The organism is Brevibacterium sanguinis, from assembly GCF_003315415.1.
GTDB lineage: Bacteria > Actinomycetota > Actinomycetes > Actinomycetales > Brevibacteriaceae > Brevibacterium > Brevibacterium celere_A.
Map to the genome: position 1 here is coordinate 219439 of NZ_QNSB01000002.1, position 15853 is coordinate 235291.

General features: G+C 70.2%; 10 protein-coding genes. 3 read left to right on the top strand and 7 right to left on the bottom strand.

Going from position 1 to position 15853, the window contains the following annotated elements; genetic code table 11:
* Positions 1-62 precede the first annotated feature (62 nt).
* From treS to DFO65_RS03510, 5 genes are all read right to left on the bottom strand, one after another.
* Positions 63-2348, bottom strand: coding sequence for a maltose alpha-D-glucosyltransferase (treS, locus tag DFO65_RS03490; protein WP_113903042.1), 2286 nt, complete (start codon positions 2346-2348; stop codon positions 63-65).
* A gap of 53 nt (positions 2349-2401) precedes the next feature.
* Positions 2402-4216 (bottom strand): malto-oligosyltrehalose trehalohydrolase, encoded by a 1815-nt coding sequence (treZ, locus tag DFO65_RS03495; protein WP_113903043.1) that lies wholly within the window; start codon positions 4214-4216, stop codon positions 2402-2404.
* A gap of 74 nt (positions 4217-4290) precedes the next feature.
* On the bottom strand, positions 4291-6696 hold the full coding sequence (treY, locus tag DFO65_RS03500) for a malto-oligosyltrehalose synthase (RefSeq protein WP_113903044.1): 2406 nt from the start codon (positions 6694-6696) through the stop codon (positions 4291-4293).
* Between the two features lie 60 nt (positions 6697-6756).
* The gene (gene glgX, locus DFO65_RS03505; protein ID WP_113903045.1) at positions 6757-8946 is read right to left on the bottom strand and encodes a glycogen debranching protein GlgX; all 2190 of its coding nucleotides are present in this window, start codon (positions 8944-8946) and stop codon (positions 6757-6759) included.
* A 36-nt stretch (positions 8947-8982) separates the two neighbouring features.
* Entirely contained in the window at positions 8983-9243 is a 261-nt protein-coding gene (locus tag DFO65_RS03510) for a hypothetical protein (RefSeq protein ID WP_113903046.1), read from the bottom strand.
* Between the two features lie 89 nt (positions 9244-9332).
* Here DFO65_RS03510 and DFO65_RS03515 point away from each other — a divergent pair, with 89 nt between their 5' ends.
* From DFO65_RS03515 to DFO65_RS03525, 3 genes are read left to right on the top strand one after another with little or no spacing between them, the layout of a single operon-like run.
* Positions 9333-10025 carry a hypothetical protein gene (locus tag DFO65_RS03515; RefSeq protein WP_245940446.1) on the top strand — a complete coding sequence of 231 codons (693 nt, stop codon included), beginning with the start codon at positions 9333-9335 and terminating at the stop codon, positions 10023-10025.
* Positions 10025-11044, top strand: coding sequence for a response regulator transcription factor (locus DFO65_RS17365; RefSeq protein ID WP_113903047.1), 1020 nt, complete (start codon positions 10025-10027; stop codon positions 11042-11044). The genes DFO65_RS03515 and DFO65_RS17365 overlap by 1 nt, the downstream gene beginning before the upstream one ends.
* A gap of 4 nt (positions 11045-11048) precedes the next feature.
* Positions 11049-12329: a sensor histidine kinase gene (locus DFO65_RS03525; protein WP_113903048.1), complete on the top strand. Its 1281-nt coding sequence runs from the start codon at positions 11049-11051 to the stop codon at positions 12327-12329.
* A 109-nt stretch (positions 12330-12438) separates the two neighbouring features.
* Here DFO65_RS03525 and otsB read toward each other — a convergent pair whose 3' ends face one another.
* Positions 12439-15084, bottom strand: a complete 2646-nt coding sequence (gene otsB / locus DFO65_RS03530) for a trehalose-phosphatase (RefSeq protein WP_113903049.1) — start codon at positions 15082-15084, stop codon at positions 12439-12441.
* Positions 15085-15126: 42 nt separating this feature from the next.
* Positions 15127-15831, bottom strand: a complete 705-nt coding sequence (locus tag DFO65_RS03535; RefSeq protein ID WP_181778601.1) for a hypothetical protein — start codon at positions 15829-15831, stop codon at positions 15127-15129.
* Positions 15832-15853: the final 22 nt, after the last annotated feature.

The following is a 15853-nucleotide window of genomic DNA, read 5'->3' on the forward strand; positions in this document are numbered from 1 at the left end:
CCCGGGTCCGGAGGAGCGGGCGCCCGCTGACGATCTCGGCGGCCCTGTCCGCCGGTCATCCCTCAGGTTCGGGCCGACTGCTCGGCGGTGTCGTCGGGCGCAGTGACGAGGAGAGCGGTCCCCTGGTGGGCCGGCAGGCTGATGAAGAAGCTGTGCAGGTCGTCGACGGCCCCGATCTCCTCGCCGGTGAAGGCGTCGGTGACGAGAGCACCGCATTCCAGGTGGGCCGAGTTGACGCTGCCGGTGACGTCCTGGGAGGAGAAGTTGAGCACGGTGAGCTGGATCGCGCCGGTCTCCCGCTGCTGCACCATGACGAGCAGGCCCCGGTGGGAGACGTCCGGCACGTCGATGAGGACGCCGGCGGCGAAGCCGTGGGCCTCGCGGACGGCGAGGATCCCGGCCAGCCGACGGGCGAACGAGCTCTCGTCCGCGAGCTGGTCCGGCAGGCTGCCGTAGAGCGAGCGGGCCGCGGGCATCCCGGACGCGGACGCCTTCGCGCCCGGGTTCGCTCCCATCAGGTCGTGGGCCCCGCGGTTGATCCAGCGCGTGTCCCCCTGGGCGATGAGCGTGGCGATCTGCGACCTCTCCACGGGGAGGATGCCGCACAGGTCCCAGCCGGAGAGGGCGAAGACCCCGGGCTGGAGGGCGTTGTACATGGCCAGCAGCAGGTGCACGCTGCGGATCTGCTCGACCTGGTCGTCGGTGATGGCGTCGAGATCCGTGATGCCCAGAGCCGCGGTGATCACGCTGGCGCTCGTGCAGGCGATGCCGTTCGTCGTGAAGACCAGGTTGTACGGCGCGGATTCTCCGGTGATTCCCTCGCGCAGCGTCTCCTGGACGGTCTCGGCCACCTCGGCACCGGTGAGCTCCTCGCCGCCGAGCTCGAAGACGTCGTCCTTGTGTCGGGTCGCGAAGTGCACGAGCTCATAGGTCAGCTCGTCGTGGTTCTGCAGTGCGTGGACGAGGCTGGCCTGGTCGATGCCGATGTCCATGGCGAGGTTCAGCGTGAGCCGGAGGAACTCGGTGTCGCCGGTGACGAGGGCGTGGTGGTAGGCGGGTCGGGTGACGAAGTCGTAGGAGAGGTCGGGTCCCACCTCGGACGTGTCCTTGATGTCGTCGATCGTGAGGTTGAGCTCCTGGAAGGTGAAGCCGCCGACCTTGCGGACCATCGAGCCGATGAGCTGATTGGCCACCTCCGAGAGGGGATGGCCCTCCGACCAGCCGGTCATCTCCTCGGCGCCCTTCTCGACCCCGAGGAAGCCGTTGGCGTCGAGTCGCAGTCCGCCGGTGCCGAGGTCGACGAGGGAATGAAGAGCGTCGCCCATGACCAGGCGCATGCCGGAGAAGGTGGGGTCGAGCCAGTTGAGCGAGGGCTGTCCGGCCTTGAAGTAGTGCAGGTAGACCCACCGGCGGAGCCGACCGGTGGTGTCCATCACGGCACGCGTGACGCTCCAGTTGGTCTCCTTGACATCGGGCTCGTAGAAGATCACGCGCTGCAGCTGGCCGATGATGTAGCCGGCGTCCTGCAGTGCCCGCTCCGTGTCGGAGTCGATGTTCACCGAGTCGGCGCCGTCGGGGACGTCGGGCAGCAGGTGCCAGTCGGATTCGGGGATGTCGATCATGTGGTAGAGGCCCGGGTAGTCCCGGTAGTTCATCTCGGCGAGCCGGAAGTCGGCGCCCTTGCCGGTGTGGCCGGGGATGATGTCGTCGATGATGGTGCCGTCGTGGTCCTTGGCCGCGGCGCACATCGCGCGGAACTCGTCCTCGGTGCCGAACAGCGGGTCGATGGCCATGCTGATCCGGTCGAAGTGACCGTCGACGCTCGGCGTGTAGTCCCAGCCGGTCAGCCCGCCCGCGCGCTTGACCGGTCCGGTGTGGATCGCGTGGATGCCGATCTCCTGGAACGCCTTCCACATGTCGGCTTCGCCCAGGGCGGCGAGGAATGACTGTCCGGGTCGCGTGATGAATGACAGCGGGTAGGCGGTGAACCACACCGAGGCGGCCTCCAGGGCCGCCCGCGGGTTCGGGTGGGCGTAGGGGTTCTGCCACATGCTCGCCTGGCCGGAGAGCTGCCGGCCGAGTGTCTTGGCGTCGCCGAGCATCGACTGGTTCCGCAGCCACTCCACGTACGCCTTGTTCCTCCCGTCGGGTTCGAACGGCGGCTTGGCGTTCCCGTACTGCTGGTTGCGCCGTGCCCGGGGGCGCAGGGCCCGGGGACGGGCGGGGTAGAAGGCCTCGTCGAAGGTGATGTCGGCGGTCGCGGACTGGTCGGCCGGTTCCCCTGCGGGATCCCCGGCCGTGTCGGACGCGGAAGGGCCGTCGCTCTGTCGGGGGAGTGAGTCAGACATGGGTGGAATCCTTCGTCGGTGTCGTCAGGCCGGTTCGCACGCTGTCACTCGATCTAATCATCCACCGGGGACGGGCGGAAGACCGTGGCGGTCCGTCCCGGGAGGATCACCGGCTGCTCGGACTCTCGCGCGTCGTCCGCCGGCGCCTCGGCCCCGGCACCCGCGGTGGACAGGAGGACACCGCCGGAGGCGAGCGGCAGGGGCACCTCGACCGGTCCGACGCCGAAGTTCACGGCGATCTGGACGCCGCCGCGGCACAGCACCAGCCAGCGTTCGTCCTCGTCGAACCGGACGGACACCGCCTGGAAGCGCTGGTCGCGCAGCTCGGGGATCTCCCGGCGCAGCCGTCCGAGGCGTCGGTAGAGGGCGAGCATGCGGGCGTGGTCGCCCGAGGTCGCCTCGTCCCAGTCGAGTGTCGAGTCGGTGAAGGTCGTCTCGTCCTGCGGGTTCGGGACGACCGATTCGTCCCAGCCCATCGCGGCGAACTCGCGGAGCCGGCCCTCGGCGGTCGCCGCGCCGAGGTCGGGCTCAGGGTGGGAGGTGAAGAACTGCCAGGGCGTCGAGGCGGCCCATTCCTCGCCCATGAACAGCATCGGCGTGAACGGGCCGAGCAGGTTGAGCGTCGCCGCGATCGCGAGCCCACCCTCATCGACGGTCGCGCTCAGCCGGTCTCCCGCCGCCCGGTTGCCGATCTGATCGTGGTTCTGGGTGCACACGACCAGCCGCCAGGCCGGGGTGCGCTCCGTGTCGATCTCCCGGCCGTGGTGACGTCGCCGGAACGACGAGTAGGTGTTGTCGTGGAAGAAGCCCCGGGTGAGCACCTTCGCGAGGGCGGCGAGCGAGTCGAAGTCGGCGTAGTAGCCCGTCGTCTCCCCGGTCACGGCGACGTGCACGGCGTGGTGGAAGTCGTCGCTCCACTGCCCGGTCAGTCCGCACCCTCCCGAGTCGCGCGGGGTGATGAGGCGGGGGTCGTTGAGATCGGACTCCGCGATGAGGCTCAGCGGCCTGCCGACCTCGTCCGACAGCTCATCGGCCGCCGCTGCCAGCTCCTCGAGGATGGGGATCGCCCGGCTGTCGACGAGCGCGTGCACGGCGTCCAGCCGGAGGCCGTCGACGTGGTGGTCGCGCAGCCACATCAGCGCGTTGTCGACGATGTACCGCCGGACCTCGTCGGAGTCGGGGCCGTCGAGGTTGACCGAGTCGCCCCATGTGTTCACCGAGGCGGTGTGCAGGTAGGGGCCGAAGCGCGGGAGGTGGTTGCCGCTGGGGCCCAGGTGGTTGTAGACGACGTCCTGGATGACGCCGAGACCGTGGCGGTGGCAGGCGTCGACGAACCGCTGGTGTCCCTCCGGGCCGCCGTACTGCTCGTGGACGGCGTACCACAGCACCCCGTCGTAGCCCCAGTTGTGGGTGCCGTTGAAGGCGTTGACCGGCAGCAGTTCGACGAAGTCGACGCCGAGGGACCTCAGGTGCTCGAGCCTGCCGATCGCGGCGTCGAAGGTGCCCTCCGGGGTGAAGGTGCCGATGTGCAGTTCGTAGATGAGGCCGCCGGCGAGCTCGCGGCCCGCCCAGTCCGCGTCTGTCCAGGCGAAGGCAGCGGCGTCGTAGGTCCGGGAGAGGGAGTGCACCCCTGCCGGCTGCCGTCGTGAGCGCGGGTCGGGGAGGGGATCGGAAGCGCCGTCGAGGAGGTAGCCGTAGTCGACTGCGGGCAGCGCGCGGAGTCCGGCGGCGACCTCCGGGTCGCTCAGCGTCCACCAGCCGTTCTCGTCGCGCCGCATCGGATGCTCGACGCCGTCGGCGAGCAGGGAGACCGTCTCGGGTCTCGGTGCCCAGACGGCGAACGGCGACTGCTCTGTGTCTGAGGTCATGGTGCCACCTTCTCTGCGGTCGGGGGTCCGGTTGCCCTGGGGGTGCGCCCCGGGGGCCGGATGGTCCTGGTCGGTCAGGGGCCGGCCGGTGCCAGGAGGGCGACGGGGTACTGCGCGAACACCTCGGCGAGGCGGGCCCGGCCGGAGTGCGTGCGCCCGGTCAGCACGTCGACGAAGGATCCTGAGGGCAGGGCGACCTCGGTGGTGCTCCACGCACCCGCGGTGCCCGTCCCGGCGTCGCCGCCCGCGGTGCCCGTCCCGGCGTCGCCGCCCGCGGTGCCCGTCCCCGTCGCTCGCCCCGCGAGCCGGGCGGGCAGCCGGGTCGTCAGGGTGAGCGCTCCGCCGCGGTCGAAACCGAGGAAGTGCGCGCGGGCCGGGCCCTCGGCGGACAGGGCGCGGTAGCCGGAGAACAGCTCCGGGCGGTCTCGTCTCAGCTGCAGCGCCCGCGAGACGACGAGGAGCTTCGCCGCCCCGGTCTCGTCGACGGGCGGGCGCCTGCCTGAGTCGATCTCGGCGAGCAGGGCCCGCCGCGCAGCGAAGTCCACGGCCCGGCGGTTGTCCGGGTCGACGAGGGAGGTCTCCCACAGCTCGCTCCCCTGGTACACGTCGGGCACGCCGGGGGCGGTGAGCTGGATGAGCTTCGCGCTCAGCGAGTTCGACCAGCCGAATTGCGCGATGCGGCCCACGAACCCGGTGAGGAGCCCGGCCACCTCCCGATCGTCGAAGCAGGAGTCGACGAGGGCGTGGAGTGCGTCCTCGAACTCGCCGTCCGGTGCCGTCCAGGTGGTGGAGTTCCCGGCCTCCCGGGCGGCCTTCTCGGCGTAGGCGTGCAGGCGGTCGCGGCTGATCGGCCAGGCCCCGACGACGGCCTGCCAGAGGAGGTTCGCGAGCGGTCCGTCCGGCAGCGGGGCGCGCCGGGAGAGCTCGCCGAGGAGGTCGGCCCAGTCCCCGGGCAGCTCGGAGAGGACGTCGATCCGGGCCCGCACGTCCTCGCCGCGTTTGGTGTCGTGGGTCGACAGCGTCGTCATCGCCGCCGGAGTCCGCTGCTCGCGGTCGAGCTGCCGACGGTGGAACTCGGCGGGGGTGATCGAGAATTCGCTCGGGTCGCCGCCCACCTCCGTCAGCGAGGTCAGCCTCGTGTACCGGTAGAACGCGGTGTCCTCGACGCCCTTGGCCATGACCATGCCCGAGGTCTGCTGGAAGCGCAGGGCAAGCGGGTCGTCCGGGTCGGAGAGCCGGGGGACCAGGGCCCGGAGGGGGTCGCCGAGGTCGGGCCGGCGGCGCAGCGATTCCTCCACAGCCTCGGCGAGGTGGTGGGCCCCGTCGGGAAGGTAGCTGCGGTAGACCGGGAAGTTCGCGATCACCTCGGCGAGGGCGTCGGCCGCGTCCTCGACGTCCGGGGCGAGCCGGGCGAGGCGCAGCACCTCGGACCGCAGCAGGCCGTCGGCGATCGTCCGCTTCGTGCCGTGGATGAGCTCCGTCCAGGGGTCGCGGGTCCCGCCGCAGAGGGCGGCGTCGAGTTCGTCGAGCCCCTGCCTGCCGGCGTCGTCGACGAGCACCCGGTCGATGTCGGCCAGCGCATCGTAGCCGGTGGTCCCCGCCGTCGCCCAGCCCGCCGGCAGGGTCTCGCCGGGTTCGAGGATCTTCTCCACGAGGACGTAGGCCCCGCCGGTGACCTCGCCCAGACGATCGAGGTAGCCCCGGGGATCCCGGAGGCCGTCCGGATGGTCGACGCGCAGCCCGTCGGCGAGTCCCGCGGCGAACCAGCGGACGATCTCCTCGTGGGACTCGTCGAAGACCCAGGGGACCTCGACCCGGATGCCGGCCAGGGTGCTGACGCCGAAGAAGCGCCGGTAGTTGAGCTCGTCGTCGGCGCGCCGCCAGTTGATCAGCTCGTAGTTCTGCCTCGCGTGCACGGCGAGCGGATCGATCTCGGTCCCGTCGTCGGGCAGGGTTCCGGCGGCGATGGGGAAGCGATGGTCGACGTAGCGGAGAACCGGGGTGCCGTCATCGAGGGGCTCGACGGTGAGCTTCTCCAGCTCGCTGCCCGCCCGCGGGCCCGCGTCGTCGCCGAGCACGGGAATCCGGACCCTGCCGCCGCCGAACTCCCAGTCGACGTCGAAGGCCTGCGCGTACCGGGAGTCCGTGCCGTGGAGCAGCAGGTCCCACCACCAGAGGCTCACCGCCGGGGTCGCCGTGCCCACATGATTGGGGACGATGTCGATGAGCACGCCGAGGCCCGCGTCGTGGGCGGCACCGGCTGCCGCGGCCAGCCCGTCCGCTCCTCCCCGCCCGGGGTCGATCCGGGAGTGGTCGATGACGTCGTAGCCGTGGTCGGATCCGGGCTCGGCCGCCAGCAGCGGGGAGAGATAGACCCAGTCCGCGCCGAGGGCTCTGAGGTAGTCGACCTGCCGGCTCACCTCGTGCAGGTCGAACGACGGGCGCACCTGGATGCGATACGTGGACTGGGGAGTTCTCATGCGAATGTCCTCGCTGCTCGTCGTGCTCTCGGTCCTGCCGGTGCTCCAGGCCTCGGTGCTCTAGGTCTCGGAGTCGATCTCGGCGAGGTTGACGGTTCGGCCGGCCAGCGAGGCCTCGACCGAATGGTCGGCCTCGGCGGTCTCCTCGGCGTGCGCCCGCAGGACGACGAGGGACTTGGCGTCCACCGTGAGCCCGGTGCCGGCCGGGCAGCGGTCCTCGTCGGTGTTCCGGCCGCCGGTGTCGATGACGACGGTCCAGGCCGGACCGTACTCCTCGTTGGGCAGGGTGAACTCGACCTCGTCGTCGTCGGCGTTAAAGAACAGCAGGAAGTGGACGTCCGTGATCGCCTCGCCGCGGTCGTCGACGCCGCGGATGCCGTCGCCGTTGAGCCAGACGCCGATCGAGCGGCCGAATCCGGAGTTCCAGTCGTCGGTGATCATCTCGTCGCCGTCCGCGTTGAGCCAGACCAGGTCGGGCAGCGGATCCTCGATCCCGGTGCGCACCGGGTTCCCGTCGAAGAAGCGGCTGCGCCGGAAGGTCGGATGCTCGCTGCGCAGTCGCACGATCGCGGCGGTGAACTCGATGAGCGGCTCGTCGGCGTTCTCCCAGTCGATCCAGGTCAGTTCCGAGTCCTGGCAGTAGGCGTTGTTGTTGCCCTGCTGGGTGCGGCCGAGCTCGTCACCATGGAGCAGCATGGGCACGCCCTGGGAGAGCAGGAGGGTGGCGATGAGGTTGCGCTGCTGACGGGCGCGCAGTCCGAGCACCTCGGGGTCGTCGGTCGGGCCCTCGACCCCGCAGTTGAACGACCGGTTGTGGGATTCGCCGTCGTTGTTGTCCTCGCCGTTGGCCTCGTTGTGCTTGTCGTTGTACGACACGAGGTCGTGCATCGTGAAGCCGTCGTGCGCGGTGACGAAGTTGATCGAGGCGAAGGGCCGCCGTCCGGACCGCTCGTAGAGGTCGGAGGAGCCGGCGATCCGGGAGGCGAATTCGCCGATCGTCGAGGGCTCGCCGCGCCAGAAGTCGCGGACGACGTCGCGGTACTTGCCGTTCCACTCGGTCCACTGCGGGGGGAAGTTCCCCACCTGATAGCCACCGGGCCCGACGTCCCACGGCTCGGCGATGAGTTTGACCTGCGAGACCACCGGATCCTGCTGGACGAGCTCGAAGAACGTCGACAGCCGGTCGACGTCGTAGAACTCGCGGGCGAGCGCCGAGGCGAGGTCGAAGCGGAAGCCGTCGACGTGCATCTCCTGCACCCAGTACCGCAGTGAGTCCATGAGGAGCTGGAGCGAGTGCGGCTGCCGGACGTTGAACGTGTTCCCGGTGCCGGTGTAGTCCATGTAGTACTCGGGGTCGTCCTCGACGAGCCGGTAGTAGTGCGCGTTGTCGATGCCGCGGAACGAGATCGTCGGGCCCAGATGGTTGCCCTCGGCGGTGTGGTTGTAGACGACGTCGAGGATGACCTCGATGCCGGCATTGTGCAGGGCTCGGACCATCGACTTGAATTCCTGGACCTGCTGGCCGACGTCCCCCGTGGCGGAGTAGTCGTTGTGCGGCGCGAAGAAGCCGATCGTGTTGTAGCCCCAGTAGTTCCGCAGGCACTTCTGCAGCAGGGTGTCGTCGTGGACGAACTGGTGCACCGGCATCAGCTCGATCGCAGTGACGCCGAGGCGCTGCAGATGGCCGATGATCGCCGGGTGGGCGACGCCCGCGTACGTTCCGCGCTGCTCCTCGGGCACCTCGGGGTGCCGGGCAGTCAGGCCCTTGACGTGGGCTTCGTAGATGACGCTCTGGTAGTAGGGGGTCTTCGGGGCGCGATCGCCCTGCCAGTCGAAGTACGGGTTGATGACGACGCCGTGCATCATGTGCGAGGCGGAGTCGGCGTCGTTGCGGGTCTCCGGGGAGCCGAATTCGTACGAGTACATCGCCTGGTCCCAGTCGATGTCCCCGGCGATCGCCTTCGCATAGGGGTCGAGCAGCAGCTTGCTCGGATTGCAGCGCAGGCCCTGCTGGGGGTCGTAGGGTCCGTGGACGCGGTAGCCGTAACGCTGGCCGGGTTCCACCTGGGGAAGGTAGCAGTGCCAGACGAAGGCATCGGACTCGGTGACCGGGATGCGGGTCTCGGTGCCGTCGTCATCGAACAGGCACAGCTCCACGGCTTCGGCCGCCTCGCTGAAGAGCGCGAAGTTCGTTCCCGAACCGTCGTACGTGGCGCCCAGCGGATAGGCGGTGCCCGGCCAAACCTGCATCTGTTCTCCTTGGTGGTCGACGACGAGCACGGTCCGTCACTTGAGGACGGGGAAGCTCTGATCGTTCTGGTCGTCGTTGCGCATCACCCAGTTGAGGACGCAGGCGGTGAGGCTGACGGCGACGAAGGCGATCGCCGCGTAGAGGAAGCTGTGGCCGAACGCCGTCGGGTCCTGCCAGGCACGGGTGACGATGACGGACACGAGGAGGACCGCGATCCCGCAGACGAGTCCGATCTTCAGCGCGTCCTTGAAGGACATCGTGCTCGAGGACGTGCGGGGTGAGTTCGTCGTTGCCATGCCCCCAGCCTAACGAGTCCACCTGGGAATCGGGTCCTCGACCACGACGGCAGGTGGACTGGCCGCTTCCGGCAGGCGAAAATGACAGAGTGACCCTCCCTTTCCGGCGGACCTCCGCATCGCCTTGGCGCGCGAGCCCCAGTGCCGCACCGCTCCGACGGACCTCCGCACCGATCCGGCGCGCGAGTGCCGTCCCGCCTCGGCGCGCCCGCGTCCTCGCCCTGCTCGCGGCCGCATCCCTGCTCGCCCTGGGCGCCTGCGGGCCCGAGCGGGGACTGCGCGTCGAGGACGTCGGGGACTCCTCCCCCACCGCGTTCGAACAGCCGGGCGCCAGCTCGGGGTCGCCGGACGAGCCGTTCTCCCTCGACGAGATCCGCACGGCGATCGAGGACTCCTCGGGCCGGGCCGTCACCGGGGAGGCACCCGAGGCGGTGTCCGTCGTCGCCGACTGCGAGTCCTGTCTCGAGTTCGCCAGGCCCTTCACCGGCGACGACCGGAAGTTCCAGGTCGCGACGGTGGCGAACCCGAAGCAGCGGAGCGAGACGATCGCCGTCGCCGTCGTCGGCGAGGCCGAGGGCAGCCCGCGCCTCGAGCTCATCGCCACCGGGAACCAGCTCACCCTGACCCCGGGCAGGAACGGCACCCTCGTCGTACAGGAGGCGATGTACGCCGACGGAGACGAATCGTGCTGCCCTTCGGGCTGGTCGGTGCAGGTTTTCCGCCTCCATGACGGTAGGTTTGAACCGGGTCAACGCTTCACGCGTCTTAATGGAGAAACATAATGCATATTGTGCTGGTTGAGGATGACGAGGTCATCCGCGAGACAACCCAGATCGGGCTCGAACGGTTCGACTACACGGTGTCTGCATTCGCCGACGGGCGTGAGGGCTACGAGTTCGTCGCGGCCCACGGCGCCGATGTCCTCCTGCTCGACCTCATGCTGCCCACCATGAATGGGGCCTCCATCTGCCGCGCCATCCGCGAGCGCTCGTCCATCCCGATCATCATCATCTCCGCCCGCTCCGACGCCATCGACATCGTCCAGGCCCTCGAGGCCGGCGCCGACGACTACCTGACGAAGCCCTTCGACATGCAGGTCCTCAACGCCCGCATCCGCGCCGTCGTCCGCCGCTTCATCACCACCGGCACCGACTGGCTCGGCTTCTCCCCGACGACCGGGACCTCCTCGGAGCACGAGACGGTCATCGGCCCCGGCGGCATGATCACCGGAGACGGCATCCCCGAGGTGCTCGGCCCGAGCCCCGGAATGGACAACCGGGACCGCCTGCGGGCGCAGCTGGACTCCGACGACACCTACCTCGGCGAGGGCGGGAAGTTCACCTCGGGGCACGACATCGACCCCGATGAGCTCCTCGGCGCGTCCTCCGACGTCGCCGTCCCCCCGCGCCCGCGCAGCTCCCCTGCCCATCCCCGCACCGGTCCCACCCGTGCCGTCGGCGGCCAGGCGCCGGGACGGGGCGCCGAGGCGGGCGCCGGCAGCGGCGGACTCGGCCCCTTCCGCACCCGGCTGGGCTCGCTCGTCCTCGACACCGGCCGGCTCACGGTCGAGGTCGACGGCGAGGAGGTCCACCTCACCCCGACCGAGCTGCGGGTCCTCCTCCTGCTCACCGAACAGCCCGAGCACGTCTACTCCCGGGAGAAGATCGCCTTCACCGTCTGGGGGTACGAATGGGCAGGCGACTCCCGGGTCGTCGACGTCCACATCCAGCGCCTGCGGAAGAAGATCGGGGCGCACATGATCGAAACCGTGCGCGGATTCGGATACCGATTCGCAGGCTGATCAGATGTCCCTGCGCTGGAAGATCTCCCTCCTCATCGTCGCCTCCGTGATCATCGCGGTGCTCTCGTGCAGCATCATCCTGCGCCAGTCCGCTGCCCGGGCCGAGGACGACCGGATGCGGGCGACGGTGACCGAGCAGCTGAGCAACGCGGTGACGATCTTCTCCGAGACCGGGGTGCTCACCCTCAACGCCCGCATCGACGATCCCGAGCTGCCCGCCGAGGCGCGCGCCTCGGCGCTCAAGGGGCAGAGCGTGACGATCCGCTCCGAGGTCGACGGCGAGGAGATCGTGTGGGCGGCGGCCCCGATCGAGGTCGGCACCTACACCGAGGTGATCTCCGTGCGCGCGTCGACCGCCGACAGCCAGGAGCTCATCGGCAGGATCGACCAGGCGCTGCTCGTGGGGATGATCGGCTCGGCCCTCGTCGTCGGCGGGGTCGGCTCGCTCGTGGCCGGGCGGATCTCGCGGCGGCTCACGCTCGGCGCGCAGGCGGCGCGGAAGATCGCGGCCGGCGACACGTCGATCCGGATCGCCGACGTCGTCGACGAATCGGACCAGGAGGTCGCGGCATTCGCCTCGGCGGTCGACACCGCCGTGAGCCGGCTGACCGAGCGCATCGACTCCGAGCAGCGCTTCACCGCGGACCTCGCGCATGAGATGCGCACTCCGCTGACCGGGCTCGTCAACGCCGCCAACCTGCTTCAGGAGGACTCGCGCCCGGCCGAGCTCGTCAAGGATCGGGTGCGGCGGATGCAGGTCCTCGTCGAGGACCTCCTCGAGGTCTCCCGGCTCGACGCGGGCCGGGCGAACCCCGAGTTCACCCGGGTCGACATCGACCAGTCGATCCGCTCCCTGCTCGGCACGATGACCGCCTCGGGGGCCCTGGCCGGGCACGAGATCGACACCGACTTGGGCGCCGACGGGGCGACGCTCGTCACCGATGCCCGTCGCTTCGAGCGCATCGTGTCGAATCTGCTCGTCAACGCGATCAAGCACGGCGCCGATCCCATCCGCCTCGAGACCACCGGCCGCGGCCTCGTCGTCACCGACTCCGGACCGGGCTATCCTCCGGACATCGTCGCCGCCGGGCCCACCCGCTTCGTCTCCGCCGGCGGCGGCGGGATGGGACTGGGCCTCGTCATCGCACAGGGCCAGGCGCGGCTGCTCGGGATCCGGCTCGTGTTCGCCAATGACCCCGACACCGGGGGCGCGCGCACCGAGGTGCTCTTCCCCGAGGCCGAGGCGCAGGACCGGATGCTCCGCGAGTACCTCGAATCCGCCTGAGGCGGAGCGACCCGACCCCTCGGGACGGGGCACTCACTCGCCTCGGGACGGGATACTCACTCGCTTCCGGACCTCAGGCGGAGAAACCCGCCCCTCGGGACGGGACCCCTCAGGAGGGGCGGTGGGCGTCGAGGAGCTGCGCGACGCGGATGTAGCCGAGATGCGAGTACGCCTGCGGGTGGTTGCCCAGGTGCATCTCCGCGACCGGGTCGTACTCCTCGGCGAGCAGTCCGGTGGGTCCGAGCAGGTTGTCGAGCTGCCGGAACAGGTCCCAGGCGTCCTCGATCCGGCCCACCTTGACGAAGGCCTCGATGAGCCACGTCGTGCAGATGTGGAATCCGCCCTCGAGCCCGGGCAGCCCGTCATCGTAGCGGTAGCGGAACACGGTCGGGCCCACGCGCAGGTCCCTCTCGATCGCGTCGACGGTCGAGATGAAGCGGGAGTCGTCGGCGTCGAGCAGGCCGCTCAAGCCCACGAAGAGACACGCCGCGTCGAGGTCCTTCTCCCCGTAGGCGACGGTGAAGGCGCCCACCTGCTCGTCGAAGCCGTTGGTGAGGATGTCCTGGGCGATCTCCTCGCGCAGCTGCCGCCATGCGCCGTTCGGCTCCCGGTCGAAGCGCTCGGCGATCCGCAGGGCCCGGTCGACGGTGACCCAGCACATCACCCGGGTGTAGACGTTGTGCTTCGGCGGGCGCCTGGCCTCCCAGATGCCGTGGTCGGCCTCGAGCCACCGCCGGCTCACGGCCTCGACCATCTGACAGGTCAGGGTCCAGTAGGCCTCGGGAAGGTCGCCGAGGTGCTCGGTGAGCTCGTCGAGGAGCTCGGTGATCGGTCCGAAGACGTCGAGCTGGACCTGGTGCTCGGCGGCGTTGCCCACCCGCACCGGACGCGAACCGGCGTATCCGGGCAGGTGGGCGAGCACCGCCTCGGTGGTCAGGGCCGAACCGTCGACGGCGTAGAGGGGATGGAGCTGCTCGGGGGCGGCGGTGTGGGCGAGGATCCCGGTCAGCCATGAGAGGAAGCCCTCCGCCTCGGCGGTCGATCCCAGGGAGAGCAGCGCGCGGGCGGTCATCGAGCCGTCGCGCAGCCAGGTGTAGCGGTAGTCCCAGTTGCGCACGCCGCCGATGCCCTCGGGCAGGGAGGTCGTGGGGGCGGCGAGGATCCCGCCGGTCGGCTCGTGGCACAGGGCGCGCAGGGTGATCGCCGAGCGGATCACCTCTTCGCGGTGGTGGCTGGGGATCGAGAGGGTCTCGACCCAGTTCCGCCAGAAGTTCAGCGCCCGGTCGCGCACATGGTGCTCGCCGCCGGTCGCCATGAACTGGGCGTCGCCGGAGGCGCTGCCGCACGCGAGCACGAGCACCACCGATCCGCCGGGCTGCTCGGACGGGACGAGGACCGCCTCGGCGGTGTGGGACTCCCCCGCCTCCTGGATGTCGAAGTCCACTCCGGGGGCGTAGAGCTGGATCGGCTCCGAGGTGCCGAGGACGCTGACGCCGTCGGGGGTGGCGACCATCCGGGTCGACACGGTGCCGTAGTCGAGGCGGGGGGCGAACCGGATCCGGGCCGGGGCGTCGCCGGTGAGCACCCGGACGATGATCGTGTCGTCGCTGTTCGTCTCGACCGGGGCGAGGTAGTCGACGCAGCTCAGTCCCGCCCACCTGGTCTCGAGCAGCGTCGAATGCGTGAGGTAGCGCTGGGTCAGCGGAGCTGCCCCGGAGGCCGCCTCGACGGCGAAGTAGCCGGCCGCCTCGGAGCCGAGGATCTCGGAGAACATCGATGCCGAGTGCGGCAGGGGGTGCGGCATCCAGCAGATGCGCCCGGCCGGGTCGACGAGCGCGGTCGACTGCCCGTTGCCGAGCAGGCTGTGGCGGTGGATCGGCGTCGACTGCCGGCCGAACAGCCACGACTTGCGCATCTCGAAGATCGCGGAGAGGACGATGGAGACCTCGGCAGGGTCCTTGAGCCGGAACTGCGCGTGGGTCTCGGGCGGCTCCGCGCCGACCTTGAGCCCGAGGTCGAGGTCGCCGAGCGTCTCCAGGGCGAGCTCGTCGGCGATGTCGTCGCCGATGAACACGACCACCTCGGCGCCCACCTGGTCGCGCAGCCGCTGCAGGGCATCGGCCTTCGAGGCCGGCACGACGGCGAGGTCGATGACCTGCTTCCCCCGGGTCGCATAGACCTCGTGCCCGGCGATGAGTCCCTCGACGATGTCCTCGATCCGGGCCTTCTCCTCCTCGCGGAGGCCGCGCAGGTGCACCGCCGCACCGGTCGTCTTGTGCTCGATGACGCCCAGGGGCAGTGCCTCGACGAGGTCCTTGCGGAAGTCGGTGAGGATCACGAGCTGCTCGGGACTGAGCGCGTCGAGGGCCGCCGTGTCCGTCTCCCCGCCGTGGGATCCGAACAGGTGGACCTCCCGCGGCAGCCGTGACATCGCCGCGAGGTCGCGGAGGCTGCGCCCGGAGATCACCCCCGCCGAGGTGGACGGCAGGGAGGCGAGCGCGCGCATCGAGTCGACCGAGGAGTCGAGCGGGTAGGCGAGGCTCGGGTGGTCGACGATCGGGGCGATCGTCCCGTCGTAGTCCGTGGCGACGAGGAGCGAGGGCGACCGGGAGACCTCGAAGAGCCTCCGGAACAGCTCGGGCGGGAGCTCGCGGCTGGCCTCGGCGAGATCGCCGAGGAGGCCCGAGGCGGGGACCGAAGCGGCGACCGGGATCAACGGGGAGGCCTGGTTGTAGGCGTTCTCGACAGTGCTCATGTCACCTCGCGCTTCCTGGTTGAGAAGTCTTCTTCCGGCGGTTCAGTCGTCTTCCTCCGGGCGTGGCGCCCGGTGCGTGTCCGGTGTGTCGGGAGTGGGGCCGCCGTCGGCGGCGCTGTCGGTCGTGGCACCGCCGTCGGTGTCGCCACCGACGGCGGTGACCTGCTTCGCGCGGCTCAGCCGCGAATAGCCGCCGATGATGAAGATGACCCCGGCGATGAGCGCGGCGGCTCCCGCGAAGCCGAGGATCGCCAGCGCCTCGAAGTCGTCCCCGGCGATGAGGATGACTCCGAGCAGTCCGTGGCAGCCGGCCGAGATGAGGAAGTCCGAGGCCATCGGCTGGGACTTCAGCCCGCGGTAGTTGAGGTACTCGAGGACGCCGTGGAGCAGCGCCCAGATGCTCAGGGCCGCCCGCGCCTCGGCGGGCTGGTCGGCGAGGAACAGGAACACGATCGCCGGGATCGTGATGACAGCCTGTCCGAGCATGGCCGTGCGCACGGTCAGGGGGGCGCGAAGCGCCTGGTAGACGAGGGCGAGCGCGAAGAGCACGAGGTAGCCGATGCTCAGCAGGTCGACGACGTCGACTCCCACGGTGAGATGAGTGGGATTGGCCGAGTCCCGCGGCCAGAAGACCGTCGCGAGGCCGAAGACGACTCCGAGGATCCCCCGGACGATCATGGGCGATCCCAGTGCCTTCGCCTCGGCGAGGGGCCGGCTGAGCGCGGTGCGCGGTTCGTCGGTACTCATCACGGCTTCAGTCTAATGACAT

Coding starts and splice junctions, on each gene's coding strand:
- treS (WP_113903042.1), bottom strand. CDS start 2,348: ATGTCTGACTCACTCCCCCGACAGAGCGACGGCCCTTCCGCGTCCGAC.
- treZ (WP_113903043.1), bottom strand. CDS start 4,216: ATGACCTCAGACACAGAGCAGTCGCCGTTCGCCGTCTGGGCACCGAGA.
- treY (WP_113903044.1), bottom strand. CDS start 6,696: ATGAGAACTCCCCAGTCCACGTATCGCATCCAGGTGCGCCCGTCGTTC.
- glgX (WP_113903045.1), bottom strand. CDS start 8,946: ATGCAGGTTTGGCCGGGCACCGCCTATCCGCTGGGCGCCACGTACGAC.
- DFO65_RS03510 (WP_113903046.1), bottom strand. CDS start 9,243: ATGGCAACGACGAACTCACCCCGCACGTCCTCGAGCACGATGTCCTTC.
- DFO65_RS17365 (WP_113903047.1), top strand. CDS start 10,025: ATGCATATTGTGCTGGTTGAGGATGACGAGGTCATCCGCGAGACAACC.
- DFO65_RS03525 (WP_113903048.1), top strand. CDS start 11,049: ATGTCCCTGCGCTGGAAGATCTCCCTCCTCATCGTCGCCTCCGTGATC.
- otsB (WP_113903049.1), bottom strand. CDS start 15,084: ATGAGCACTGTCGAGAACGCCTACAACCAGGCCTCCCCGTTGATCCCG.
- DFO65_RS03535 (WP_181778601.1), bottom strand. CDS start 15,831: ATGAGTACCGACGAACCGCGCACCGCGCTCAGCCGGCCCCTCGCCGAG.